This window comes from Psychrobacillus psychrotolerans, from assembly GCF_900115805.1.
Taxonomy (GTDB): Bacteria; Bacillota; Bacilli; order Bacillales_A; family Planococcaceae; genus Psychrobacillus; species Psychrobacillus psychrotolerans.
Genome location: NZ_FOXU01000002.1, coordinates 452,408 through 476,579, shown reverse-complemented (window position 1 = coordinate 476,579; position 24,172 = coordinate 452,408). Strand labels below are relative to the sequence as shown.

The window sequence follows — 24,172 nt, the reverse complement described above, 5'->3', positions numbered from 1 at the left end:
GAGCAAGTGTTTTTCTTATTTGGGGTATCGTTCTGAACTAAGTGAACGATTTTTTGTGTGGTTGTGGTCTTTTTCATCTAGAAATTCAATATTTATGTCCTCGACAGGAAGCGCATCTACAGTTTGCATGTCTTCATGCATATCAAATAGGCTTTCCTTAGTGGTACGTACTCCATCGGGATTGTCAAGGATCCTTCCAGTTGCTTCCTTACGAATATCAGCCATTTTTAACCATGTTTAAAAGCATATGACTAAGGGCTTGTTGCTGCTCTTTGTCTCCACTTTTCCACAATTGTTGAAGAACATGTTCTTCTCGGTTGCGTGGTTCTTCGTGGTTGGCTAAATAACCAGCAACTTTTTCAGTAGCTTTAGCTAATGTTTCATCACTAAGTCCCATTTTTTCACCGGCTGCAACTTTTCCAGATAAATACGATTTAAAGTTAGAAAAATTTTGTAGAATTTGTTCTTTTTCTTCTTGACCAATACTATCAAGCTTAGCATCGACACGCTCATCTATATTGTTTCCCAATCTTCCTCACTCCTTTTTTATTGAACTCTACTTAGGTATGTCCAAAGAGTGTGCAATCATGCATGAGTAATCTAATAATTTTATTTTGATTGTGGACAAAATCCACATTTTTGCAATCCGGGTATATCCTTTGAAAAGCAGCAAGTGGTTCTAACAGTTGTATTTAATAGTTCTGCGGGTTGTTGATCTTTCAAATAAAGTCGGAAATATTCTTTCGTACTAAATGACTCCCAAATGGACGAATCCTTTAACAGATACCAATCATTTCTGGCTTTCTCTTCCAACGCGGGATTTTCAAAAAAGGTATAGTAATGCCATAGTAAGTAACCAAACACATTTTCCCAAAGAACTAATGGAGATATACTACATTTTGAGCGGAGTTGTTTGATTATAGAAAAACATTGTTGTTCCCATATAAGTTGAACATCCAATTTGCGATTTTCTTGTACGTCTCGAAAATATTCTGGAGGGATAAATGTACTGATTGTTTTATTCCCATATTCTGTTGTACTAAAAAACTGGAGCTGTTCTATAGGTCCATCCCAAATTTCATCATACATAGTCATCATATAAAACTGCATGGAGATGAACATTCCGACCCTTCTCATAAAGAAAGAAGCTGCAATGGGTTCATTAGGTGAAGAAGAGATTAGCTTAATAATAGGGAGTGCATTAGCGATATCATTCCCTTTGAATAATATTGTTCCGTTAGGTTGGATAAATACACTATAGTTATTTAATTGTTGGATTTGGTCACTCGATAAGTTTGTCATATATGTAGTATACATTTTTTTATAGAAACAGTTGACTTTTTAATTGAAAATGATTATCATTACCATATAGAAAGTTTCTCCTAGTTGAGAAGTTTAAAAACAGCGACTTTTCTCCAAATTGTAGCTGGTGATAGGCACACCTTAACCCCCTCAAAGTTGAGATAGTGCATAAATACGTTGGTAGCCTTTAATAGGTTACCGATTTTTTTATTGGAGCAAAAAAATTAATTCGATCTCCAAAATAATTTAACTTTATTTTCCAGTAAAATATAAACATAGGAAGTTATTTGTGAAGAACTTCACTAATCATTAACTGTTGACATCCACTTTAATACTATCTATAATTCTCAGAATATAAAGATTATTTAGATAAAACTTAATAATCCTTATCAATTGGGAAAATACTAAAGGATGGTGGATGTGTCGATGGATTTAAGAACAAGAGCATTACGATTGCATCGTGAAAGTAAGGGAAAGATGGAAGTTGTCTTTAAGGTTCCCATGAACAGCATGGAGGATTTAAGTTTAGCCTACTCACCAGGTGTTGCAGAACCGTGTATTGAAATCCACAACAATCCATCCACTATTTATGACTATACTGCTAAAGGAAACTTGGTTGCAGTAGTGACAGATGGTACTGCAGTATTAGGACTCGGTGACATAGGACCAGGAGCTGCCTTGCCTGTTATGGAAGGGAAAGCAATTTTACTAAAAAGGTTTGCTGGTGTAGATGCCTTCCCGATTTGTTTGGACACAAAAAACGTGGATGAAATAGTCCAAATTGTTAAGGCGTTAAGTCCAACTTTTGGCGCTATAAATTTAGAGGATATTTCGGCTCCACGTTGTTTTGAAATTGAAGATAGACTTCGCATGGAATTAGATATTCCTGTTTTCCATGATGACCAACACGGTACTGCAATTGTAGTAGGTGCGGGACTTCAAAATGCGATGAGACTAGTAAACAAAACAAGTAATAATGTTAAAGTTGTGATTAATGGAGCTGGCGCTGCTGGCATGGCAATTTTAAAAGTACTCCTCCAGTTGGGATATACTAATATCATTATGTGTGATTCAACGGGGATTATTTATGAAGGCCGAGAACAAGGGATGAATCCTATTAAACAATCGATTGCAAGTTTAACAAACCCACTTGGTTTAACAGGTTCTTTAAAAGATGCGATGGAAGGATCAGATATATTTATCGGTGTTTCTGTAGCTAATTTACTGACAAAAGACTTAGTTCTCTCGATGAACACGGACTCCATTATTTTTGCACTAGCTAATCCTAATCCTGAAATTCCATATGAGATTGCAAAGGAGTGGGGAGTTAGAGTAGTAGCAACAGGCCGATCAGATTATCCAAACCAAGTAAATAATGTATTGGCTTTTCCTGGAATTTTCAGAGGCGCTTTAGATGTTAGAGCCACCGATATTAATGAGGATATGAAGTTGGCTGCCGTTGAGGCAATTGCTTCATTAGTAAATGACAATGAGCTTAAAGATGACTATATAATTCCAAGAGCTTTGGATGAAAGGGTTGTTCAGGTTGTGGCTTCAGCAGTAAGTAAGGCGGCAATTTCTTCGGGAGTGTCTACACTTTATGAGCCTGTACTTAAAAGTTAGTAAGTAATGGAAGGATATAGGGAAATATATCTTATTTAACGACTTAATGTAGTAATTAAGTCGTTTTTTGTCGTATATTTTATAGTTCAAATTACTATTCTAGAAAAATAATGAAATTTCCGAATATTTAAAATATAATAGATGTAGAAGGAAAATGAATGGTCATTCATTTTATTCTAAAAAAGGGTAAAGGGGATAGAGTATGGGAGCGTTCAAAATGCTAGGTCTGGAGTTAGCTAGGCTTACAGAGAAGAAAGGGGTGTTGTTTTCTGTATTAGGAGTATTACTAGTACCAATTGTTTATGTAGCAATCTTACTTTCAGCAACATGGAGTCCTTACGATAATCTAGATAATCTACCTGTGGCATTTGTGAACAAAGACTTAGGTGCAAACTCCGGGGGATCAGCCATTAATATTGGACAGGACTTAGTAGAAGAATTACAACAAAATCCTGCCTTAGGTTGGGAATTTGTCTCACAAGAAGAAGCAAACAAGGGGTTAAAGAGTCAGAAGTACTATATGGTAGTAGAGATTCCTGAGGACTTCTCTCAAAAAGCATCCTCTGTACTTGATGCAAATCCAGTAGTGCCAGAATTACGTTATATTCAAAATGAAGGCCTAAATTTCATGGCTTCTCAAGTAACAAAAAGTGCTACAGAAAAACTAAGAGAACAACTAGGCAATAAAATAACAGCAACCTATACTCAAACATTATTTTCTAGACTTGGAGATATTTCAAATGGCTTCGCTTCTGGTGCAGATGGATCCAATAAGCTTTTTGAAGGAACTACAACATTGAGTGATGGAACAAGCCAGTTACTACAATCTTTAAATGATAAGTCTGGTGATATTCAAAAGTTAGCAACTGGTGCTGCAACAGCGGAAAGTGGCGCAGGGCAACTTCTTAGTTCCGTAAAAAACGGAGAAGGTGATATTAAGAAGCTAGCGGCAGGTTCTAAAGAAGTGGTACAAGGTATTAATAGTCTTAAGGCTGGTTCCGAACAAGTACTAAATGGACTTAAATCGGCTAAAGCGGGTAGCACTAGTTTAACTACCGGATTAGAAAAACAGTTACAACCAGGAAGTCAGCAATTAGCAAGTGGTTTAGGAAAAGTGACAGAAGCTACGAAAACGCTTACAGGAGGGTCGCAAGGATTAACAGAGGGATTAAAGGCATATTTAGGGAAGCATCCTGAACTTGCACAAGATATTGAATTTATGACTCTTGTTGGTACGAGTGATGCGGTTTCTAAAGGCTTAACGCAATTTAGTCAACAAGTGCAACCTTTAAAAACGGGAGCAGATGCTTTAGTTGCAGGTGCTTCTCAACTGACAGCAGGTTCTAAACAGCTAGATGCAGGTCTTAACCAATTAGTAAGTGGTCAAACAGCAGCTACAGCTGGTATTGATCGTTTAAAAAGTGGTGCTACCCAAGTTGCGAATGGTAACGCAACGGTTTCTGCTTCTTGGACGAAAGTTGGTAATGCCGTTTCTGGACTTAAAGATGGACTAACTCAAATAAGTTCTGGAAACCAAACAGTGGCTGTTGGTTGGGAAACAATGACTTTAGGAGTTACTTCCCTAAACGATGGTGTAACACAACTTAAGTCTGGTAGCCAAGAGCTTTCTACTGGATTAGCTGGTGGTGCTAGTGAGGTTAGTGGTATTCAAGTGAGTGATGCTAACATAGCGATGTTTGCAAATCCCGTGACTTTAACTGGAGAAAAGGTTAATAATTATAAATTCTATCGTGATTCTACAGCTCCTTATATTATGTCTTTAGCATTGTTTGTAGGTATCTTATTATTATCTTTTGTAGTTGAATTTAAACGACCAGTTACTACTCCAGGATCTGTGATTAGTTGGTATGCTAGTAAATTGATGCAGCTTTCTTTGTTTGCAATAGCACAAGCATTAATCGTGTCGCTATTTACGTTAGTATTTATTAAACTACAAGTGGATAGTATTCCTTTGTTTATATTGTTCACTATTTTTGTTAGTTTAACATTTATGTCCATCGTATTTTTCCTAGTAACATTGGGAGGGAATATTGGTCGCTTTGTAGCACTTGCTTTTATTGTTTTGCAACTATCTACTACAGGATCGAATTTACCAATTCCGATGTTACCAGAAAATTTACAAGCATTAAGTAAATATCTACCGTTAACATACTCTAATGCAGGGTTTAAATCGATTATTTCTTTAGGAGATACAGGTTTCATGATTATGAATATGTGGTTCCTTCTAATTTGTTTAATCGTAAGCTTAATATTAACTTTTGTAGTCTTTGCTTTCAATTTTAAACGCGTTTCTACAAGCAATCATGACAATGATGGATTAACTAGTGCAAACGTGTAATTGCATAATTAAAAGAGGATTGACGGCTGCTAAAGCTGTCAATCCTCTTTTTAAGAACAAAAGTGAGATAATGCGGGTCTAACACAGCACCCGAATCCACTTAATCTTAAAAATTATATTTTAGTTTGTCCTTTTAAAGCTCTCGTATTTAATAATTTTGTATAGTAACTATGTAAGAACATACCTAAAATAATAATTCCAAGTCCTATAAGTGCAATTGGTGCTGGTAAAGGCACATGTAGTAAAAACATTTCACCAATAATGACGAAAATGATTTCGGTTGACTGTGTCGCTTCTACAGCAGCTAGTTTCCCTTGGTGATTTCGAACTCGATCTGTTGCCATGAAAAATAGAATAGTAGCGATCACTCCAGAACTCACAGCTACAATAAATGATTGAAACACTTGACTAGAAGATGGTAAACCTACGGTAAAAATAGCATAAATACCCATTAAGATCCAGGCGGGCATAGACGCAACAGTCATGCCTAAAACGCGTTGAAATGTATCCAAGCGTCCATTCAAATGTTCCATCATTTTACGATTCCCTAAGGGATAAGCGAATGCAGCTATAAGTACAGGTAAAATCCCTAAAAAAATCATTTGCAAATTAACTGTATCTGTATTTGGAATCTGTATAAGAATAATTCCTACTAAAATAAGTAGGGAAATAAATAATGAGACGACCGGGATTTTTTGTTTAATGATTCTGTTTTCCATCTTTATCAAAAATAATGGCGCAAGTAGAACTCCAGCAACAATCGTGAATTGCCACATTCCAGATATTAACCAGCCAGGCCCATAAGCTGCTGCAAAAGTGAGCGGTGCATAAAATAATACAAATCCTACAAAGCTCCATAGAAACCAAGCAGCAGGTGCAGATTTTATTTCTTTATAGGTTGGAGATAAACCTTTTCGATAGTAGACAATGATGAATAAAAAAGGCAACATGAAGAAATATCGAAGGGAGGAGCTCCAAATCCAACTCCCCCCAGATATTTCCATAGAACGATTAAGTATAAAGGTTACAGCAAAAAATAGGGAGGCTAAAATACCTAGTAATATTTCGCGCATATTAGCACCTGCTTAAGCCTGCTGTTCAAACGACTGGATAATACCCTTTACAACTTCTGTTGATTTTGCCATATCATTTACAGAGATGAACTCGTATTTTCCGTGGTAGTTTTCCCCACCTGTAAATACATTAGGTGTAGGCATTCCCATATAGGAAAGCTGTGAGCCATCTGTTCCTCCACGTACTGGAATAATAAGTGGTTCTATATCTAAAGCAATCATCACATCTTTTGCTACATTTAAAATTTCAATAACAGGTGTGATTTTTTCACCCATATTGTAGTATTGATCGTTTAACTCTACAGAGATAGCAGTTGCTCCGTATTCTGCTTTAATCTTTTCAGCAGTATCTAGGAATAATTGTTTTTTCGCTTCAAATTTCTCACGGTCATGGTCACGAATAATATAGCTAAGCTCTGTTTTTTCTGTATCGCCATTAATATTCATCAGATGTATAAAACCCTCGTATCCATCGGTTTTTTCAGGTACTGCATCTGTTGGCATGTGAGATTGAAATTTTGTAGCCATTGTAATGGAGTTCACCATTTTGTCTTTTGCAGACCCTGGGTGCACACTTTTCCCATTTGTAATAACCTTGGCACTAGCTGCATTAAAGCTTTCATATTGTAATTCTCCTAATGGACCACCATCCATTGTATAGGCAAAGTTTGCTCCGAATTTTTCCACATCAAATTTATGAGGACCACGCCCGATTTCTTCATCGGGTGTGAATGCCACTCGAATTTTCCCGTGTTTTACTTCTGGATGTTGGATAAAATATTCCATTGCAGTCATAATGATGGCAATTCCTGCTTTATCATCGGCACCAAGAAGCGTAGTACCATCTGTAGTTAATAGTGTGTGACCAACATAATTTTTTAGTTCAGGGAAGTCTTGAACGGTCATGACAGTATGCTCATTGAGAGTAATATCTTGTCCGTCATAGCTTTCGATTCGCTGTGGATTTACATTTTTTCCTGTGTAATCTGTAGCTGTATCTACGTGAGCTAAGAAACCGATTGTTGGCATTTCTTTATCAGTATTAGCGGGTAAAGTGGCGAAAAGATAACCGTTTTCGTCTAATGTAATTTCCTCTAAACCAACTGTAGTCAATTCCTTTTTCAGCTCATGGAGTAAGTCCCATTGACCTTCAGTGGTTGGACATGTTGTACTTGAAGCATCGGATTGTGTATCTATTTTTGCATAGCGCACTAGTCGCTCTATTAAAGTCTCTTTCATGAGATTAAATCTCCTTTCGATTTGTAAAGCTAGTTCTTATTTTAACAGATTCTTTCGAGTTGCGGAATAATGAATGCTAAGAGCAAACATAAATTGAGCTCCGTAATAAGAAATCATTATAAGTGCATCTGAGAAAGGAATATCTACTATGAATTTATTAATAGCAAGGGTTGAATCCGAAAAGATAAATAAAATAGCCCCAATAATAACAAATTTGTTTGCAGTTTGGAAAGCGTTCCAACCCATCGTCAGAATAACTGCAATATAAATAATAACTGCCAGCGCTAACACTGTATCTCCTTGAGACCAGAGTGTTCCAGCTAACCAAATTACCATTGATAACCCGTATATTAATAGCAATGCGATTGCCCATTTCGGAATGGATGTTTGTTTGATGTTTCTAAATGCGAAGATATACCAAATATGCCCGATCAAAAAGGTTATAAGTCCGACTATAAACCAATAGATTAATCCGTCAGCAAACATACAAACAGTGAGTCCGATTAAAATAAGTATCTTGTACTTTTTAGATTCTCCTCCAGATTGTAGAGAAGCAAACAATATAATAAGTAGCATCGGAATAAGTTTGAAAATAATCTTTGTCGAAACAGGGTCACTTGGAATAAAGAAAATATAAATAATACCCATAATTGCAATTAAAACCCCAATAATTTTGCTCCACATAAAACAAACACTCCCCTTTCTTATTAAATTCGTTACGGAAGATAAAACTTCCTCCACATTGTATGCGAATCTAAATAAAAAAAAGAACCAGCTGCCATAGTGAATAGGGCAACTGGTTGTATTTCTGCTTGGTATTGTCTTGTGGAAGAAAGAGCTTTATTTATTAGTAAGCAGTCCAACCAGCATCAGCGGCAATAATTTGCCCATTAACGAAGCTTGACTCATCAGAACCTAAGAATACTGCAAGTTGTGCAATTTCTTCTGGTTGACCGACACGTGGCATAGTACCGCTACCTGTTTGCTGACGACCCATACCGAATTCAGAAAGGCTAGTCATAGAATTTTGAATATTAGTCATGACGCCACCTGGAGCGATTCCGTTACAACGAATCCCTGAGTTAGCGTACATATAAGCTGTATTTTTAGTTAAACCAGACACTGCATGTTTAGATGCTGTGTATGCTGCACCTGCACGAGCACCACGTAATCCACCTGCAGAAATGTTGTTAACGAATACTCCGTGTCCTTGTTCTAAGAAAATGTTAGTTGCTATACGCATTGCACGCATAACGCCAGTAGTATTTACTGCGAATAACTGATCCCATTTTTCATCAGTAATTTCACCAACAGGCTCCATTCCATCCATGATCCCAGCGTTGTTTACTAAAATATCTAATTTACCAAATGCTGCTTTTGTTTCAGCGAATAAGTTTTCTAAATCAGCAAGTACTGCTACGTTTGTACGGTTAGCGATTGCTTCTCCGCCAGCTGCTTTAATAGCTGCTGCCACAGTTTCTGCACCTTCTAAATTGTAGTCGGAAACAACGACCTTTGCGCCTTGTTTTGCATAAGCCTCAGCGATAGATTTCCCCATCCCAGAAGCCGCGCCTGTAACGATAGCTACTTTGTCTTGTAATCTCATAATTATTTCCTCCTCATATGTTATTATACAGTTGTACAATAACAGTATAGTTTAAAATGAAAACGTATTCAATCAACAGTTATCGCAATAGTTGTACAATATCAAACACATATTGCAATAAGTGTTCGATAAGGAGAGATATTATTGAAAACAAAAGATTTAAGAGTCGTGAAGACAAAAAAAGCTATCTATCAAGCATTAACTCATATATTAAAAAACAAAAGTCTGACTGATATTAATGTGTCCGAGCTTTGTAGACAAGCTGGTGTAAATAGGGGGACTTTCTACTTCCACTATGAGGAGGTTGGAGATGTTTTTAAGGAATTTTTTGAAGAGGTCATTTTAGATTTGCAAGAATCTTATAAAGAACCATATAAATACATTTCTGCACTTCAATTAAAGTCTTCAGTTTACAAAAATCTAGATCCAAAAACAGTTCGCATTTTTCACCATGTCAAAAAGTACGAAGACTTTTACCATATTATTTTATCAGACAATGTGTCTACAACATACTACTACATGTTTTTTGATGCAATCCGTTCGAATTTTATAGAAGATAGTAAAATAGGGGAGTATGATGAATCTAAAAAATTTGTATATTCTTTTATGACAAATGCAATAATTGGTTTAATTATTGAATGGCATCGAAGTAATTTTAAAGAGTCCGTTGATGACATGAACATTCATTTAGTTCAAACATTGAGCGCGATAGCGAGGAATTAGTGAACTTGGTATATATGGTATTTCCTATATTTGAAGAATAAAAGAATAAGTGGAGAAATAAAGACGATTAAAAGATTATACAAAAAAGACTCATCCGAGAGGATAAGTCTTTTTAATCAAAACTTAACTTGTTGTAAAGCGTTGCTTAATTACTTGCGTACAGTTTTTAAAGCAGTTGTCCAAGGGATAACTTGATCTAGCATTTGGTTTACTGAATCAGCTTGTACTGCTGCTGGTTTGAAGTCTGTCCCATTTTCAAAGTCTGTAAACAAAGATAGTGCTGGATGTACACGTACATGCGCTACTAGTAATTCACTTAAAATACCACGTAAATGCTCGGTTGCTCGAGCCCCACCTACTGAACCGTAAGATACGATTCCTGCTGCTTTGTTGTTCCACTCTTCACGTAAATAATCTAAAGCATTTTTAAGTGCTCCTGTGATTGAGTGATTGTATTCTTGAACGATGAATACAAATCCATCTTGTTTTGCAATGGCTGCTGACCAAGCTGCTGCACCTGATGCGTCGCCGCCTGCTTCACCTAATAGAGGTAATTTGAAATCTGCAATGTCAATAATTTCATATTCTGCGTCTCCACGCTTGTCGGCTAACTCTTTTACCCATGCTCCAACTTGAGGACTAACGCGTCCTTCACGTGTACTTCCTAAAACGATACCAATTTTCATCATGTCATTTCCTCCTGTTTGCTCTTCATTTGAATTTAATCCGAATATTTTTTTCATAAAGCTCATGTTTATACCCCAAATCTTTACTTATTTTTTTGTGACAGTTTTTCATCAAGTGATAAGTTAATTGGATTAACTAAGACAAAGTAAATACCGATAGCCAAGTAGACTAGTTCTAATTCGTATCCAGCGGATACACCATCGCCTAATAATCCGAATGATAATTTCGCTGAGAAAATTGCTCCTAGCATTATTACCGCAAATAGCCCGCTAATTACTCGTGTTCCAAGTCCAACTACCAGTAATGCTCCACCGACTAATTCAATAATCGCAATTGCGTATGCTAGAGATCCTGGTAAACCAAGGAACTCAAAATATCCAACGGTATTTGAAATACCACCTTGGAATTTTGCTATGCCATGTATTAAGAACATAAGTCCAAACACGACACGTAAAATAAGTGTTGCAAGTTGTTGCTTCTTCATAATAAAAAAATCCTCCATTTAAGTTACTTAACGTAACTTAATATAATATAGTTATTAACTAAATACAATACATTTGATTACAAAAAGTAATTAAAAGGTTTTCTTCTTTGTTAACAGAAAATTACCGAGTGAAAAGGTGCATAATTGTAACAAATAAAAAAGAACAAGCATCCTGCTGAATGCTTGTTCTTACAACTATTTTTGCCAAGGTGGATTATAGGATACATATGTGCCTGCTATAAAATCATGAATTGCTCGTTTATCTTCCCGAATGCCAACCATGCAGGCACTAACGATAATAGCAATTCCTAGGGTTAATCCATAAACGAGACCTGTTATTAAATCTCGTTTAATCATTGTCCAAAAAACTGACATCGGTATCATCTAAATGCACGATTCGTATGCCCAAAATTCGTTTGCCAACTGTGTATCCAGTCCAAATAACAGGGACTAACAACGAATAGATCAGTTGTGTCGAAGAAGTAAACCAAGTGTCAGCCTCTCCAAGCAGTGCAAGGCTAATAAGAGCCAGGGGTATCCCTATGATAATACCATCTAGGAGGGAGGCACCTAATCTAATCCAAAAACCAGCTGGATTCAATTGAATTAACTCCTTTCATCTTTCATTAATCTATAATGCAGAGTCATCCACACTATTCAGATATTCTTCAATCGAGCCAATAACGGATTCCACACAACCTTCCTCAAATGGAGAGATCAAATTAGCTTCTGCCACTAATTTAGTGAAAGATGTCGACCCACCAAGCTGACAAAGATGTAAATAATCCTTCCATGCAGCTTCGTGATCCTCTCTTGAACGCTTCCAAAACTGGAATGCACAAATTTGAGCAAGTGTGTAGTCAATATAATAGAATGGGCTAGCAAAAATATGTGCTTGGCGTTGCCACAACCCACCTGCCTCATAATAACTATTACCATCGTAATCACTGTGAGGTAAATAAACTTCCTCGATTTTCTTCCAAGTAGCTTTACGTTCAGCGGGGGTCATCTCTGGATTTTCATATACAGCATGTTGGAATTCATCGACTGCCACACCGTAAGGTAGAAACAGAAGTCCACTACTTAAGTGAGCAAACTTATATTTATCTGTTTGATCCTTAAAGAACAATTCCATCCAAGGCCATGTGAAGAATTCCATACTCATCGAGTGGATCTCACATGACTCATAGGTCGGCCATACATACTCAGGGATTCCAATGTTACGACTTGTATACACTTGGAAAGCGTGACCTGCTTCATGCGTTAATACATCAATATCTCCAGATGTTCCATTGAAGTTAGAGAAAATATAAGGAGATTCATAGTTATCGATAAACGTACAATAACCACCTGCTTCTTTTCCTTTTTTCGCAACTAAGTCCATCAATTCACGGTCAATCATAAATTGGAAGAACTCCGCTGTTTCAGGAGAGAGCTCCTCGTACATTTTCTTGCCGTTTTCTACAATCCACTCCGGAGAACCTTGTGGTGTTGCGTTCCCACTTAAGAAGTTAAAAGGCTCATCATAATACTTCAGACTGTCTACGCCTATGCGTTTTGCTTGTCGCTCATAAAGTCTAGTTGCAACAGGAACGATAAAATCACGGACCTGATCACGGAATTTTTTTACCATCTCTGCATTGTAATCGATACGGTTCATACGAATATAGCCGAGCTCTACAAAGTTCTTGTACCCGAGAGTTGTTGCTATTTCATGGCGTACTTTTACTAGTTGATCATAAAGGTCATCAAATTTCGCTTCATTTTTATGGAAAAATCCACTACTAGTCTCTTTTGCTTTTTTACGAGTATCACGATCGGTAGATTCAGCATATGGTCCCAGCTGTGCAAGTGTTAATGTTTCCCCGTTAAATTCTACTTGTGCGGAAGCAACTAGCTTCGAGTAGTCGGATGCAAGCTTATTTTCTTTTTGCATAAGAGAGATAATTTCCGGTGAGAATGCCTTAATCTGATAATCTGCCAAATCGAATAGTTGATTGCCCCATTTATCCTCCAGTTCATCTCGAAAAGGTGATTCAACCAACGCTTTGTAGTATTCAGTAATCATCTCTTCAATTTCAGGATTCGTTTCATCAAAATAGTCACGCTCTTTTTGATAGAACTCATCATTAGTATCGATAGATGCACGAATATAAACTAAGTTTGCTTGTGTAGAATAATCATTGCGAAATGCATTGATATTCTCGATTGCCTCATTCTGTTCTGCTACAGAAGAAGCTTCTTTAAATTTTGTTAATAACTCTCTAAATGTAGATTTGTCTTGTTCTAAATTTGGACGTTTATATTCATAATCGTTAAATGTAACCAATGGAATTCCCCTCTCTATCGTTTCGCTTTACGAAACTCCTTATTCATATTGTTTATTATTTTCAGATAAATTGCAACCACATTTTTACATATTGATAATTTACAAACGTTATTATATAATGTTTGTAAATTAATAAACAAAGATTGGTTGTGTTTGTATATGGAAGTGTCAGAATTACTTTGGAATGCCTCTTCAGAACAGTTAAAGTCAGGGTATGCTGAAGAAGACGAAATGTATATATGTATTATGTGCGGTTTTAAAGTTGAAAAGGGATTCATTTATCCAAAGAATAATATGTTATATGAAGCAGAAAAATTCATGAAGCATCATATTGAAACGGAGCATGACTCTGTTTTTCAATATCTAATAGGGCTTAACAAAAAATTTACTGGCTTAACCGAACATCAAAATAGCCTTTTACGCCTCTTTTATGAGGGTAGAAGTGATGCAGAAATACAAACAGAGTTAGGAATTGGAAGCTCTTCTACAATTCGAAATCACCGTTTCGTATTAAAGGAAAAGGAGCGACAAGCAAAAGTGTTTTTAGCGATGATGGAATTGTTAAAGGCAAAAGACAATCATGCGCCGACATTTTTACCGCTTCATAAGACTGCAACGATGGTGGACGATCGGTATAACATCACGCAAGAAGAACAAAAATATATCGAAAGTAAATTCTTCCCAGATGGAATAGATGGACCTCTTATGAAATTTCCGAGGAAAGAAAAGCAAAAACTAGCAACCTTAAGAGTTCTGATCCAAAGATTTGAAAAAGGAAAAATTTACACAGAGAAAGAAATAAATCATGTACTAAAGAATGCTTATGAGGATTTTGTAACATTAAGACGTTACTTAATAGAGTATGGATTTTTGGACAGACAAGACGATGGTAGTGCGTATTGGGTGAAAAACTAAATAGAAGGATGGAATATAAATGGATCGCAAAAAAGAATTAAAACAAGAATATAAAGAAATTAAAATCGAGGGCGGAATTTACGTCATCACAAACCAACGAAACGGTAAAAAGTATGTAGCTTCTACACCTAATTTTAAAACGTTGAATGGAGTTAAATTTACATTAGAAAACGGACTCCATTCAAATAAAAATCTGCAAAAGGACTGGACTCAGTTCGGCAAAGATAACTTTGCCATAGAGCATATGGAGATTATTAAAAAAGAGGAAACTGAAAGTAGGGTAGGCAAAAAAGAATTAGAAAGGTTATTGGAGAAATGGTTAGAAAAACTACAACCTTACGGTGAAGAAGGGTATCATAGCTAAAATGAATTTTATGGAATAGTAAAAAGATGGGTATCAAGAAAGTAACACGATAATTACTTAATACCCATCTATTTGCAACAATCAATTCCCCAAAATATATGCCTTTAACAACGCGACACGTTCTCGCGTACGAACCTTGAGTTCAACCACTTTGGGAGTTTTAGCAGCCACGACATCTGATTTCCATCCTATTTTACTTGCTAGTACTTTGGATCGTTGTAAATGGTAGTCGCTTGTTATAAGGGTGACGGAGTCGATATTGCTGGGTAGTAATTCTTGTGAAAACAGTAGATTTTCATATGTTGAGGTGGCTTTGTCTTCTAAGATGAGTCGATCTTCGGCTATGCCATTCTCCAATAGAAAATCTCTCATCACCACAGCCTCTTCAATATCTTCATCGGGACCTCGTCCACCTGAAAGTACTAATTTTACATGGGTATACTTTTGGGCATACGCAAGAGCAGCCTCCAATCGATACTGTAAAGCAAAAGAAGGGATATTCCCTTTTTTCACTTTGGCACCAAGCACAATAGCATATTGATTGGTGCCATCTGCTTTTGGATTTTGACCACTCTCAAGCCAATTACTCGTGAGAACCCATATCCCAATTAAACTAGAAACAATCACTACCAATGGGATAAGCACGATCCACCTCATTTTCTTCTTCATGATATTCACTCATTTCATACAGATGGTTTCTTCTTACTTAAGAAAGTGGAGATTCTCATCTCTTCCTTTCGCATTAAACGACAGAAATTCTCGAGATGTAGTACAACAGCCATCAAAAATAGAAATCCGGCAATAGCCATTGGTCCTACTCCTTCTGCAAACCAAATGGATGCACCGATAAAAACAAAGTAAAAAACAAACACACCAATTAATAAATAGTCCGTTAATAATGTAGTTCCGATTAATAATATAAGTCCGATTAAACCAAGCGGCCAGCTAAGAGCAAGTAGTACACCAATAAGGGATGCAGTGCCTTTACCACCTTTAAATTTAGTGTAAAGAGGGAAGTTATGTCCAAGTATTACAGCAGCACCTGCACTATATAGCAGGATGTCCTGTTCCACTATCGAAAAATGTGCGTACTGTGACACCCAAAAACCCGTCCCAATTACGACTATAACTCCCTTTAAAATATCAATTATGGCAACTAAAATGCCATATTTTGCACCAAGAACAACAGCTGCATTTGAGGCGCCAGAATTTTTTAAGCCCTCTTTTTTAATATTTACCCCACTCAGATACTGAGCTATTTTAGAACCGTGAATGGACCCAACAAGATAACTGATCACAAGGATACAAATCATCGGAATGAGCATTTTTTTCACCCCCATTAACTTCAATATATTAAACGAATGAAAAGATGAGAAGTTTCAGAATTTTAAAGTATATGTTTTTTAATTATTCAAAAAAGTATTGACAAATAGATTGGTAGAAATCTATACTGTGTAACAAGATGGAAAACTAAATCTAATACTCTTATCAAGAGTGGCGGAGGGAATAGGCCCTACGATGCCCGGCAACCAACAAGTTCTCAACTTGGAAAGGTGCTAAATCCTACAAATTCTAATACGAATTTGGAAGATAAGAGGAGGAACATGCGAATTTGCACCCTCTTCTTAATTGAAGAGGGTTTTTTGTTTGTTCTAATCCTCCCTCGCCTCCATAAGCGTCCATCTAACTACATTTTAGGAGGAATTCAAATGACCAATCTACAAAAAGAAACACTACTTTTACACGGTGGCCAACAACCAGATCCAGTGACTGGATCACGAGCAGTACCCATTCATAAGACAACATCCTTTGTATTTAGAGATACAGAACATGCACAAAACCTATTTGCTCTTGCAGAAACAGGTAATATCTATTCACGTATTACGAATCCAACTGTGGATGTATTTGAACAACGAATTGCATTATTAGAGGGGGGAACGGCAGCAGTTGCATTTTCTTCTGGAATGGCAGCTATCGCATTTTCTATATTAAACATTGCAGGAGCAGGAGACGAAATTATTGCTGCTGAGAATTTATACGGTGGTACGTTTAATCTATTTGCTCATACATTGCCGCGATATGGTATAACGGTGAAATTTGTAGATTCTACGGATCCAGAAAATTTCCGAGCTGCTGTGACAGATAAAACGAAAGCATTTTTTGGGGAAATTATAGGAAACCCAAGCTTAAATGTATTAGATATAGAAAACGTGGCAGCCATTGCTAACGAAGTAGGAGTGCCTTTACTTGTAGATAGCACATTTGCTACTCCATATGGATCTAACCCTATTAAGTACGGTGCTCATGTCGTAATTCATTCAGCGACTAAGTGGATTGGTGGTCATGGTACTACGATTGGTGGAGTTGTAGTAGATGGAGGAAATTTCAATTGGGACTCCGAGAAATTTCCAGGATTCACACAACCGGATGTGACCTATCATGGTCTAAGATATGGAATAGACGTTCCAAACGTGGCATTTGCAGTGAAATTACGCGTTCAATTGCTTCGTGATTTTGGTCCAACTTTAAGTCCTGAAGCAGCTTTTTCCTTTTTACAAGGACTAGAAACACTTCATTTACGCGTACCAAAGCATAATGAAAATGCACAAAAAATTGCGGAGTACTTAGAAAGTAACGAAGAAGTAACTTGGGTTAACTACTTAGGTTTAGAAAGTCATCCCTCCCATGAGCTTGCTAAAAAGTATTTACAGAATGGTTTTGGTTCCATCCTAACTTTTGGAGTGAAAGGTGGTAAAGAGGCAGGTCGTAATATTATCGATAATATTGAAATTTGGTCGCATGTAGCTAATGTCGGGGATGCTAAATCGCTAATAATCCACCCTGCATCTACAACACATCAGCAGTTAACTCCTGAAGACTTGGTAAAATCGGGCGTTACAGAAGACTTAATTCGCTTGTCTGTTGGACTAGAGGCGGTTGAGGATTTACAGTCTGCCCTTGATAAAGTACTTTTGAGAAAAACAAATGTCCTCTCTAGATAGAATTTTATTGATAATTGAGTAAAAATGGGCTACAATATGTAAAATAGTTCTTCGTATATGAATGCGATTAGATTTTACAAATAGAAGCAAATTGGAACTCAATTGTGCAAATTCAGTTGGAGGAGATAGCATGGCGACGATAAAAGCAGCAATCCTAGGTTTCGGAACAGTCGGGCAAGGGATTTACAACATTGTAAATGAAAAAAGAGAAGATCTGAAAAAGTCTTTAGGATTAGAACTAGAAATTAGTGCGATCCTCGTAAACAATGTTGGAAAAGAAAGAATGGCTACACCTGGTGTGTTAGTAACTGATAACTTTGAGGATATTATTAATATACCTGGACTCCAAGTGGTATTCGAGGCAATTGTAAATGAGGAACCGGCATATAACTACTTATGTAGAGCGATTGATAAAGGATGTCATGTAATAACAGCAAATAAAGTAATGTTCTCCAAATATAGTATTCCATTACATGAGCGTGCAAAGTCTCGTGGAGTATTTATAGGATATGAAGCAACAACAGCCGGCGGAGTTCCAGTTATTAAGACATTAAAAAATCTATTACAAGTTAACTCAGTGAAAAGAATCCAAGGTATCTTAAATGGGACGTCGAATTACATTTTGACACAAATGCGTCAGGATGAATGTCCATTTGATGACTCATTAAAAGAGGCGCAGGACCTTGGTTATGCAGAAGCAGATCCATTTAACGATGTGTCCGGCCAAGATGCTTTCCGAAAACTGATGATACTAAGCGCACTAGCGTTTAAAAAACAGCCCAATTGGAACGACGTTCGTGTAGTTGGTATTGATGAAATCTCATTAGAGGATGTCCGCAAAGCAAAGGAACAAGGACTACGTTATCGCCATGTAGCAGAAATAGAGCAAGACGAAAACGGTGAACTATACGCATCCGTTGGTCCACAACTAGTAGGGCCAGATCATCCGTTATACTCAATAGAAGGTGTAAACAACGCAGTTGCACTAGATACAAACTATATTGGAACATTAACATTAGTCGGTCCAGGAGCAGGTATGTACCCAACAGCAAGTGTGATGGTAGAAGATTATGCAGAAATAATCGGAAAAAGAGCTGGATTTTTTATTACGATCTAGGATCCTAGAGTCCATTTGGTAATTACTTATTTCCAGGTAAAAACGACTATTTATGCGATATTATCCGTTTATTTAAGGTGGACTTTGTTGTTTGTAGCGAAAGGCGACGACTCCAGCGGGATTAGCTTGAGCTGAAGACCCCACAGGAGCTTGCGACGAGGAGGCTGAAGCCAAGCCCGCGGAAAGCGTCCGCCTGAAGCGAAAATCAACGGTATAGTTTACAGGACCTATTAATAAAAAAGGACATTCTCCTCATTCGGAGAACGTCCTTTTCCTTTGTATTAATCTTCGTCTTTTACATCAATATCATCCGGAATCGGAGTATTTCGCCATTCATCGATTTGTCGCTTCAAATCCTCAATTTGCAGTAAGTGCGTTTCAAATTGAGCACTATTCACGTAATACTCTTCCCCATCAAAAATAGCACGAATTTTTTTCTCTGAAATATATCGTTTTACTTGATCAATAGGCATTGATAAATAATTCGCAGTTTCTTCTACTGTCATATACATGTAAAATGCCTCCTATCCTTATTAGTATAAGATACGATTGGCGGTAACTCAATATGTGCTATATTGGAAGTTAGAAAATGTGGAAAGGTAGGGAGAAAACTTGACCGTATTACCATACATATTTGTTCTACTTGGTGCTATTTTATGGGGGACAACAGGCACTGCACAAACATTTTTACCAGACAGTGCGCATCCTTTTATCATTAGTGCTGGACGATCAGCAACAGGTGGATTATTCCTGCTGATCATTATGGTTTTATTAAAAAAAATTAAATTCCGTTCATGGCCCTGGAAGCAAACACTATACGCCGCTATATGTATCTCTTTGTTTCAGCTCTTATTCTTTTCTTCTGTGCGTTTAACAGGTGTAGCTGTAGCAAGTGTGGTTGCCATTGGAAGTGCACCAGTATTTTCAGGTTTAATAGAATGGATATTTTTAAAGATGCGGCCTACAAAAGTGTGGGGATTCTCGACTGGCTTAGCTATTATAGGCTGTATGTTATTATTTGTTACAAAAGGTGAAGTGAGTATAAATCCATTTGGGGTTCTGTATTCCTTAATCGCGGGTATTATTTTTGCATTGTATACAATGACAAGTAAATCTATGTTGCAAAAAGAAGAGGCAATGTCGGTCGTTGCAATGACTTTTTCACTAAGTGCTTTACTGTTGACGCCTTCTTATTTCCTATTTGACGTGAGTTGGTTGAATGATGCAGGAAACATAGGAATCATTTTTTACTTGGGAATAGCAACAACTAGTATTGCTTATGTATTATACGGCTGGGGTCTTCGTAAAATACCCGCCTCCTCTGCGTTAACTTTGTCTCTTGCAGAACCGACGACAGCTGCTTTACTTGGGGTGGTTGTGGTAGGCGAAATTCTTAGTACAACCTCTTGGATGGGGATTGGTTTATTGCTTGGGAGTATCGCTATTTTAACACTAGGGAGTAAATCGGCTAGGGGACAATCTGAAGGCGTAGGTAAAGTGTCTGTTTAACTAAGACTGTAAATAAGGAGGGCTGTTTCGAGAAATCGGAACAGCCTTTAATTATTGTTCTCGTTTAAAACCCTAACACTGCTCGAACATCTGTCATATAAGACTGACTTACCGGTAATTCGGTTCCGTCCTGTAACTGTATTAACAAATTAGAAGAAAAATCGCGGACGATTCGGTCGATAAATGAAATATTAACAATATAAGAGCGGTGAATACGTAAAAAGTTATCTGGTAACCGGAGTTGTAATTCCTTCAAAGGGATACTAGTTTTATAAGGCTCTTTATTGGCGTAGAACCATGTCTTTTTTTGAAGACTTTCAATATGAGACACTTTTTCAATAGAGATTGGTTTCCATTCGTCTTCCTGCTTCCCGGTTAAAAACTTATAAGGAGAAGTAATGGGAACTGCATGATGAGGGGGGAGTATAACAACCAATGCCGCTTTTTCACCATTAATCTCAATTGGATAACCAATTCCGTAATAGGGAACTTGAAATAATGCATCTTCTAATACAGCTTCTATTCTACATCCTCTCGTCAGTACTAGATCAGCTACACTATTAGGATGGATTTTCTGTCCTGCTTTTAGATGAAGATCATGCCCTCCTGCTTGGTAGTAGATATACTGATCTCCAGCCGCTATAGCGATAGAGGCCTCTTTGGGCACCCATTCCTCCATTATTAAACTATACTGTTTTAGTTGCTCTATTTTAAAATCCACTAATACACCTCGTTTTCTTAATATTCTGTGTTCATCTCACTAATTCTTCGTTCATCCTAAAAAAACAATATTTCATCCAAATATCTATACAAAAAACATCTTTCTGTTATATATTAGATTACAAGAAAAGGAACTGTTATGATACAGTAAAAAGTAGTATTTTTAAACAGTGTTCCTCCACAAAATATTAAGGGGTGTATGTACATGTCAAAAAGACAACAACAGGTAGAAGAGCTTCAACAACAATGGAAAGAAGAAAACCGTTGGAACGGTATTGAACGTCCATATTCTGCAGAAGATGTAGTGAAATTACGTGGCTCTGTCATTATTGAACAAACATTAGCGCGAAAAGGTTCAAAACGTTTATGGAAGTCGCTTCATCAAGAAGACTTCATCAATGCCCTTGGAGCTTTAACTGGTAATCAGGCAGTGCAACAGGTAAAAGCTGGACTTCAAGCAATTTACTTAAGTGGCTGGCAGGTAGCAGCAGATGCAAACCTTTCAGGTCAAATGTATCCAGATCAAAGCTTATACCCTGCAAACAGTGTGCCGGCAGTAGTAAAGCGTATTAACCAAGCGTTACAACGTGCAGATCAAATTGACCAAGCGGAAGGTAGAGAAGATGAGTTTGACTGGTTTGCACCTATTATTGCAGATGCAGAAGCTGGGTTTGGCGGACCATTAAATGTTTTCGAACTGATGAAAGGTATGATTGAAGCTGGAGCAGCGGGTGTCCATTTAGAAGATCAACTTGCTTCTGAAAAGAAATGTGGACATCTTGGCGGGAAGGTTCTTCTACCTACTCAAAATGCCATTCGTAATTTAGTATCAGCTCGACTAGCAGCAGATGTAATGGGGGTTCCAACTGTATTAATTGCACGTACGGATGCAGATGCGGCAGATATGGTAACGAGTGACATTGACCCACGTGACGCAGATTTCATAACTGGTGAAAGAACACCTGAAGGGTTCTTCAAAACAAAACCAGGAATTGACCAGGCAATCGCACGCGGTTTAGCATACGCGCCATACGCGGATCTTATATGGTGTGAAACTTCTCATCCTAGTTTAGAGGAAGCTAAACAATTCGCTGACGCTATACATGCAAAATTCCCAGGTAAATTGCTAGCGTACAATTGTTCACCTTCCTTCAACTGGGAAGCAAACTTGGATCAGGAAACAATTGCAAAATATCAAGTAGAGCTAGGGAAGATGGGTTACAAATTCCAATTCGTAACACTAGCAGGGTTCCATGCGTTGAACCACAGCATGTTTGAACTAGCGCATGATTATAAAACAAATGGTATGGCAGCATACTCTAAACTCCAACAAGCAGAATTTGCAAATGAAACAAAAGGATATACAGCTACGAAACATCAACGTGAAGTTGGGACCGGATACTTCGATGAGATCTCACAAATCGTGTCAGGTGGAACTTCCTCTACTACAGCGATGAAAGGCTCTACAGAAGTAGCACAGTTTGCTTAAACCAAACATGGGGATGGGAGGTTAACGATAAATGGAACAACTAACGACTAAAAGGATTGAAATTTTAGGGAAAGAGGTTGAAGGCATTGACGAAATTTTAACGCTAGAAGCATTAGATTTCGTAGCTTCCCTCCATCATCTCTTTGATAAGAGAAGAAAAGAATTGCTACAAGCACGTCAGTTTCGTCAAGAGAAATTAGATAACGGGGCAACATTGGACTTTTTATCGGAAACCAAAACAATTCGAGAAGGAAACTGGACAATAGCTCCCCTCCCAGAGGACTTACAGGATCGCCGCGTCGAAATAACTGGCCCGGTTAATCGTAAAATGGTCATCAATGCATTAAATTCAGGGGCAAAGACATTTATGGCTTGTTTTGAAGACGCGACTTCGCCCACTTGGGAAAATATGATTGATGGTCAGCTCAATATGCGTGATGCTGTTCGCAAAAAAATCTCTTATACACAGCCTGAAACGGGTAAAGTATATAGCTTGAAAGAACAACCAGCAGTCCTCATTGTAAGACCTAGAGGATTCCATCTTTTGGAGAAAAATATACGGATAGATGGTGAGTCAATCTCTGGTAGCTTCTTCGACTTTGGACTTTATTTCTTCCACAATGCAAAGGAAGCGATTGCTCAGGGAACTGGTCCTTACTTTTACTTACCGAAGTTAGAAAGTCATTTGGAAGCACGATTATGGAATGATATTTTCGTCTATGCACAGCAACAATTAGAAGTTCCTAACGGGACGATTAAGGCAACTGTTTTAATCGAAACAATCATGGCGGCATTCGAAATGGATGAAATTTTATATGAGCTTCGTGAGCATTCGGCAGGTCTAAACTGTGGACGTTGGGATTATATTTTTAGTTATATTAAACGACTTCGCAACCAGTCCCAGGTCATCTTGCCCGACAGAGGTCAAGTGACGATGACGTCACCATTTATGCGTGCTTATTCGCAGTTATGTATCCAAACCTGTCATCGACGAAATGCATCAGCCATTGGTGGAATGGCTGCACAAATTCCCATAAAAGGGGACGAAACAGCAAACGCAGCAGCTTTCGCAAAAGTAAGCGAAGATAAACGGAGAGAAGCAACGGATGGACATGATGGAACATGGGTGGCACACCCAGGGTTAGTGCCTGTCGCTTGGGAGCAGTTCCAAGAACATATGCCTACGCCAAACCAAATTCATCGAAAACGAGAAGACGTCCAGGTAACAGCGGCTAATTTACTCGAAGTACCAAAGGGAACTATAACCGAAGAAGGCCTTCGTATGAACTGTAGTGTAGGGGTTCAATATATAGCATCTTGGCTACGTGGAAATGGAGCAGCTCCGATTAATAACTTAATGGAAGATGCTGCAACAGCAGAAATTTCTCGTACACAAGTATGGCAATGGATTAGGCATCCAGAAGGAAAGATAGAGGATGGACGAAAAATTTCCATCACTTTAGTAGAACAAGTTTTAACAGAAGAATTAGGGAAACTGAAAGCAACTTTTGGAAATGACATATACGGAAATGGTCGCTACACAGAAGCGGCAGAGTTATTCCTATCATTAGTAAGAGAAGATGAATTTATCGAGTTCTTAACATTGCCAGGCTACGAAAAGATTAGCTAAA

24 protein-coding genes, 1 pseudogene and 1 riboswitch are annotated in these 24,172 nt (G+C 37.6%); of the genes and pseudogenes, 10 read left to right on the top strand and 15 right to left on the bottom strand.

Annotated features, from left to right (window positions below; all coding sequences use genetic code 11):
• Window positions 1-15 precede the first annotated feature (15 nt).
• The 3 genes from BM260_RS07365 to BM260_RS07355 all read right to left on the bottom strand — a co-directional run bounded on the left by BM260_RS07365 (window position 16) and on the right by BM260_RS07355 (window position 1,302).
• On the bottom strand, window positions 16-225 hold the full coding sequence (locus BM260_RS07365) for a hypothetical protein (RefSeq protein ID WP_093536582.1): 210 nt from the start codon (window positions 223-225) through the stop codon (window positions 16-18).
• A complete protein-coding gene (locus tag BM260_RS07360) occupies window positions 218-529 on the bottom strand; it encodes a DUF3243 domain-containing protein (RefSeq protein ID WP_093536580.1) in 312 nt (103 codons plus the stop codon). The genes BM260_RS07365 and BM260_RS07360 overlap by 8 nt, the downstream gene beginning before the upstream one ends.
• Before the next feature lie 80 nt (window positions 530-609).
• Window positions 610-1,302: a hypothetical protein gene (locus tag BM260_RS07355; RefSeq protein WP_245762662.1), complete on the bottom strand. Its 693-nt coding sequence runs from the start codon at window positions 1,300-1,302 to the stop codon at window positions 610-612.
• A 426-nt stretch (window positions 1,303-1,728) separates the two neighbouring features.
• Here BM260_RS07355 and BM260_RS07350 point away from each other — a divergent pair, with 426 nt between their 5' ends.
• The gene (locus BM260_RS07350; protein WP_093536576.1) at window positions 1,729-2,925 is read left to right on the top strand and encodes an NAD(P)-dependent malic enzyme; all 1,197 of its coding nucleotides are present in this window, start codon (window positions 1,729-1,731) and stop codon (window positions 2,923-2,925) included.
• A 202-nt stretch (window positions 2,926-3,127) separates the two neighbouring features.
• Window positions 3,128-5,284, top strand: coding sequence for a YhgE/Pip family protein (locus tag BM260_RS07345; protein ID WP_093536574.1), 2,157 nt, complete (start codon window positions 3,128-3,130; stop codon window positions 5,282-5,284).
• A gap of 113 nt (window positions 5,285-5,397) precedes the next feature.
• Here the strand turns inward: BM260_RS07345 and BM260_RS07340 are convergent, their stop codons facing one another.
• From BM260_RS07340 to BM260_RS07325, 4 genes are all read right to left on the bottom strand, one after another.
• Window positions 5,398-6,357 carry a DMT family transporter gene (locus tag BM260_RS07340; protein ID WP_093536572.1) on the bottom strand — a complete coding sequence of 320 codons (960 nt, stop codon included), beginning with the start codon at window positions 6,355-6,357 and terminating at the stop codon, window positions 5,398-5,400.
• Between the two features lie 12 nt (window positions 6,358-6,369).
• The gene (pepT, locus tag BM260_RS07335) at window positions 6,370-7,596 is read right to left on the bottom strand and encodes a peptidase T (protein ID WP_093536570.1); all 1,227 of its coding nucleotides are present in this window, start codon (window positions 7,594-7,596) and stop codon (window positions 6,370-6,372) included.
• Between the two features lie 36 nt (window positions 7,597-7,632).
• Entirely contained in the window at window positions 7,633-8,280 is a 648-nt protein-coding gene (locus BM260_RS07330; protein ID WP_093536568.1) for a lysoplasmalogenase, read from the bottom strand.
• A 163-nt stretch (window positions 8,281-8,443) separates the two neighbouring features.
• On the bottom strand, window positions 8,444-9,202 hold the full coding sequence (locus BM260_RS07325) for an SDR family oxidoreductase (RefSeq protein ID WP_093536566.1): 759 nt from the start codon (window positions 9,200-9,202) through the stop codon (window positions 8,444-8,446).
• Window positions 9,203-9,346: 144 nt separating this feature from the next.
• Between BM260_RS07325 and BM260_RS07320 the strand changes: the two genes are divergently transcribed.
• Entirely contained in the window at window positions 9,347-9,925 is a 579-nt protein-coding gene (locus tag BM260_RS07320; protein WP_093536564.1) for a TetR/AcrR family transcriptional regulator, read from the top strand.
• Window positions 9,926-10,074: 149 nt separating this feature from the next.
• On the opposite strand, the gene BM260_RS07315 is transcribed toward BM260_RS07320, so the two are convergent.
• The 4 genes and pseudogenes from BM260_RS07315 to BM260_RS07300 form a co-directional block, all read right to left on the bottom strand.
• Window positions 10,075-10,677 (bottom strand): NADPH-dependent FMN reductase, encoded by a 603-nt coding sequence (locus tag BM260_RS07315; RefSeq protein WP_093536562.1) that lies wholly within the window; start codon window positions 10,675-10,677, stop codon window positions 10,075-10,077.
• Between the two features lie 17 nt (window positions 10,678-10,694).
• A complete protein-coding gene (locus BM260_RS07310) occupies window positions 10,695-11,096 on the bottom strand; it encodes a DoxX family protein (RefSeq protein ID WP_093536560.1) in 402 nt (133 codons plus the stop codon).
• Between the two features lie 195 nt (window positions 11,097-11,291).
• A pseudogene (locus tag BM260_RS07305) lies at window positions 11,292-11,703 on the bottom strand (RDD family protein).
• A gap of 24 nt (window positions 11,704-11,727) precedes the next feature.
• Window positions 11,728-13,425, bottom strand: a complete 1,698-nt coding sequence (locus BM260_RS07300; RefSeq protein ID WP_093536558.1) for a M3 family oligoendopeptidase — start codon at window positions 13,423-13,425, stop codon at window positions 11,728-11,730.
• A gap of 159 nt (window positions 13,426-13,584) precedes the next feature.
• Between BM260_RS07300 and BM260_RS07295 the strand changes: the two genes are divergently transcribed.
• A complete protein-coding gene (locus BM260_RS07295; RefSeq protein WP_093536556.1) occupies window positions 13,585-14,340 on the top strand; it encodes a DUF2087 domain-containing protein in 756 nt (251 codons plus the stop codon).
• Window positions 14,341-14,359: 19 nt separating this feature from the next.
• Complete coding sequence (locus BM260_RS07290; RefSeq protein ID WP_093536554.1) at window positions 14,360-14,704, top strand: GIY-YIG nuclease family protein; 345 nt, start codon at window positions 14,360-14,362, stop codon at window positions 14,702-14,704.
• 81 nt (window positions 14,705-14,785) lie between these two features.
• On the opposite strand, the gene BM260_RS07285 is transcribed toward BM260_RS07290, so the two are convergent.
• Both BM260_RS07285 and BM260_RS07280 read right to left on the bottom strand, forming a co-directional pair.
• On the bottom strand, window positions 14,786-15,373 hold the full coding sequence (locus BM260_RS07285) for a YdcF family protein (RefSeq protein WP_245762661.1): 588 nt from the start codon (window positions 15,371-15,373) through the stop codon (window positions 14,786-14,788).
• A gap of 14 nt (window positions 15,374-15,387) precedes the next feature.
• Complete coding sequence (locus tag BM260_RS07280) at window positions 15,388-16,029, bottom strand: glycerol-3-phosphate acyltransferase (protein ID WP_093536552.1); 642 nt, start codon at window positions 16,027-16,029, stop codon at window positions 15,388-15,390.
• A 157-nt stretch (window positions 16,030-16,186) separates the two neighbouring features.
• Window positions 16,187-16,301: riboswitch (SAM riboswitch) on the top strand.
• A 112-nt stretch (window positions 16,302-16,413) separates the two neighbouring features.
• Here BM260_RS07280 and BM260_RS07275 point away from each other — a divergent pair.
• Both BM260_RS07275 and BM260_RS07270 read left to right on the top strand, forming a co-directional pair.
• On the top strand, window positions 16,414-17,706 hold the full coding sequence (locus BM260_RS07275; RefSeq protein ID WP_093536550.1) for an O-acetylhomoserine aminocarboxypropyltransferase/cysteine synthase family protein: 1,293 nt from the start codon (window positions 16,414-16,416) through the stop codon (window positions 17,704-17,706).
• 130 nt (window positions 17,707-17,836) lie between these two features.
• Window positions 17,837-18,823, top strand: a complete 987-nt coding sequence (locus BM260_RS07270; RefSeq protein WP_093536548.1) for a homoserine dehydrogenase — start codon at window positions 17,837-17,839, stop codon at window positions 18,821-18,823.
• Between the two features lie 281 nt (window positions 18,824-19,104).
• Here the strand turns inward: BM260_RS07270 and BM260_RS07265 are convergent, their stop codons facing one another.
• Entirely contained in the window at window positions 19,105-19,335 is a 231-nt protein-coding gene (locus BM260_RS07265; RefSeq protein WP_093536546.1) for an excisionase family DNA-binding protein, read from the bottom strand.
• A 100-nt stretch (window positions 19,336-19,435) separates the two neighbouring features.
• Here BM260_RS07265 and BM260_RS07260 point away from each other — a divergent pair, with 100 nt between their 5' ends.
• Window positions 19,436-20,332, top strand: a complete 897-nt coding sequence (locus tag BM260_RS07260; protein ID WP_093536544.1) for a DMT family transporter — start codon at window positions 19,436-19,438, stop codon at window positions 20,330-20,332.
• A 64-nt stretch (window positions 20,333-20,396) separates the two neighbouring features.
• Here BM260_RS07260 and BM260_RS07255 read toward each other — a convergent pair whose 3' ends face one another.
• Window positions 20,397-21,053 carry a LytTR family DNA-binding domain-containing protein gene (locus tag BM260_RS07255; protein WP_245762660.1) on the bottom strand — a complete coding sequence of 219 codons (657 nt, stop codon included), beginning with the start codon at window positions 21,051-21,053 and terminating at the stop codon, window positions 20,397-20,399.
• A 204-nt stretch (window positions 21,054-21,257) separates the two neighbouring features.
• On the opposite strand from BM260_RS07255, the gene aceA reads away from it, so the two are divergent.
• The gene (gene aceA, locus BM260_RS07250) at window positions 21,258-22,541 is read left to right on the top strand and encodes an isocitrate lyase (RefSeq protein WP_093536542.1); all 1,284 of its coding nucleotides are present in this window, start codon (window positions 21,258-21,260) and stop codon (window positions 22,539-22,541) included.
• Between the two features lie 31 nt (window positions 22,542-22,572).
• Window positions 22,573-24,171 carry a malate synthase A gene (aceB, locus tag BM260_RS07245; protein WP_093536540.1) on the top strand — a complete coding sequence of 533 codons (1,599 nt, stop codon included), beginning with the start codon at window positions 22,573-22,575 and terminating at the stop codon, window positions 24,169-24,171.
• Window position 24,172 lies beyond the last annotated feature (1 nt).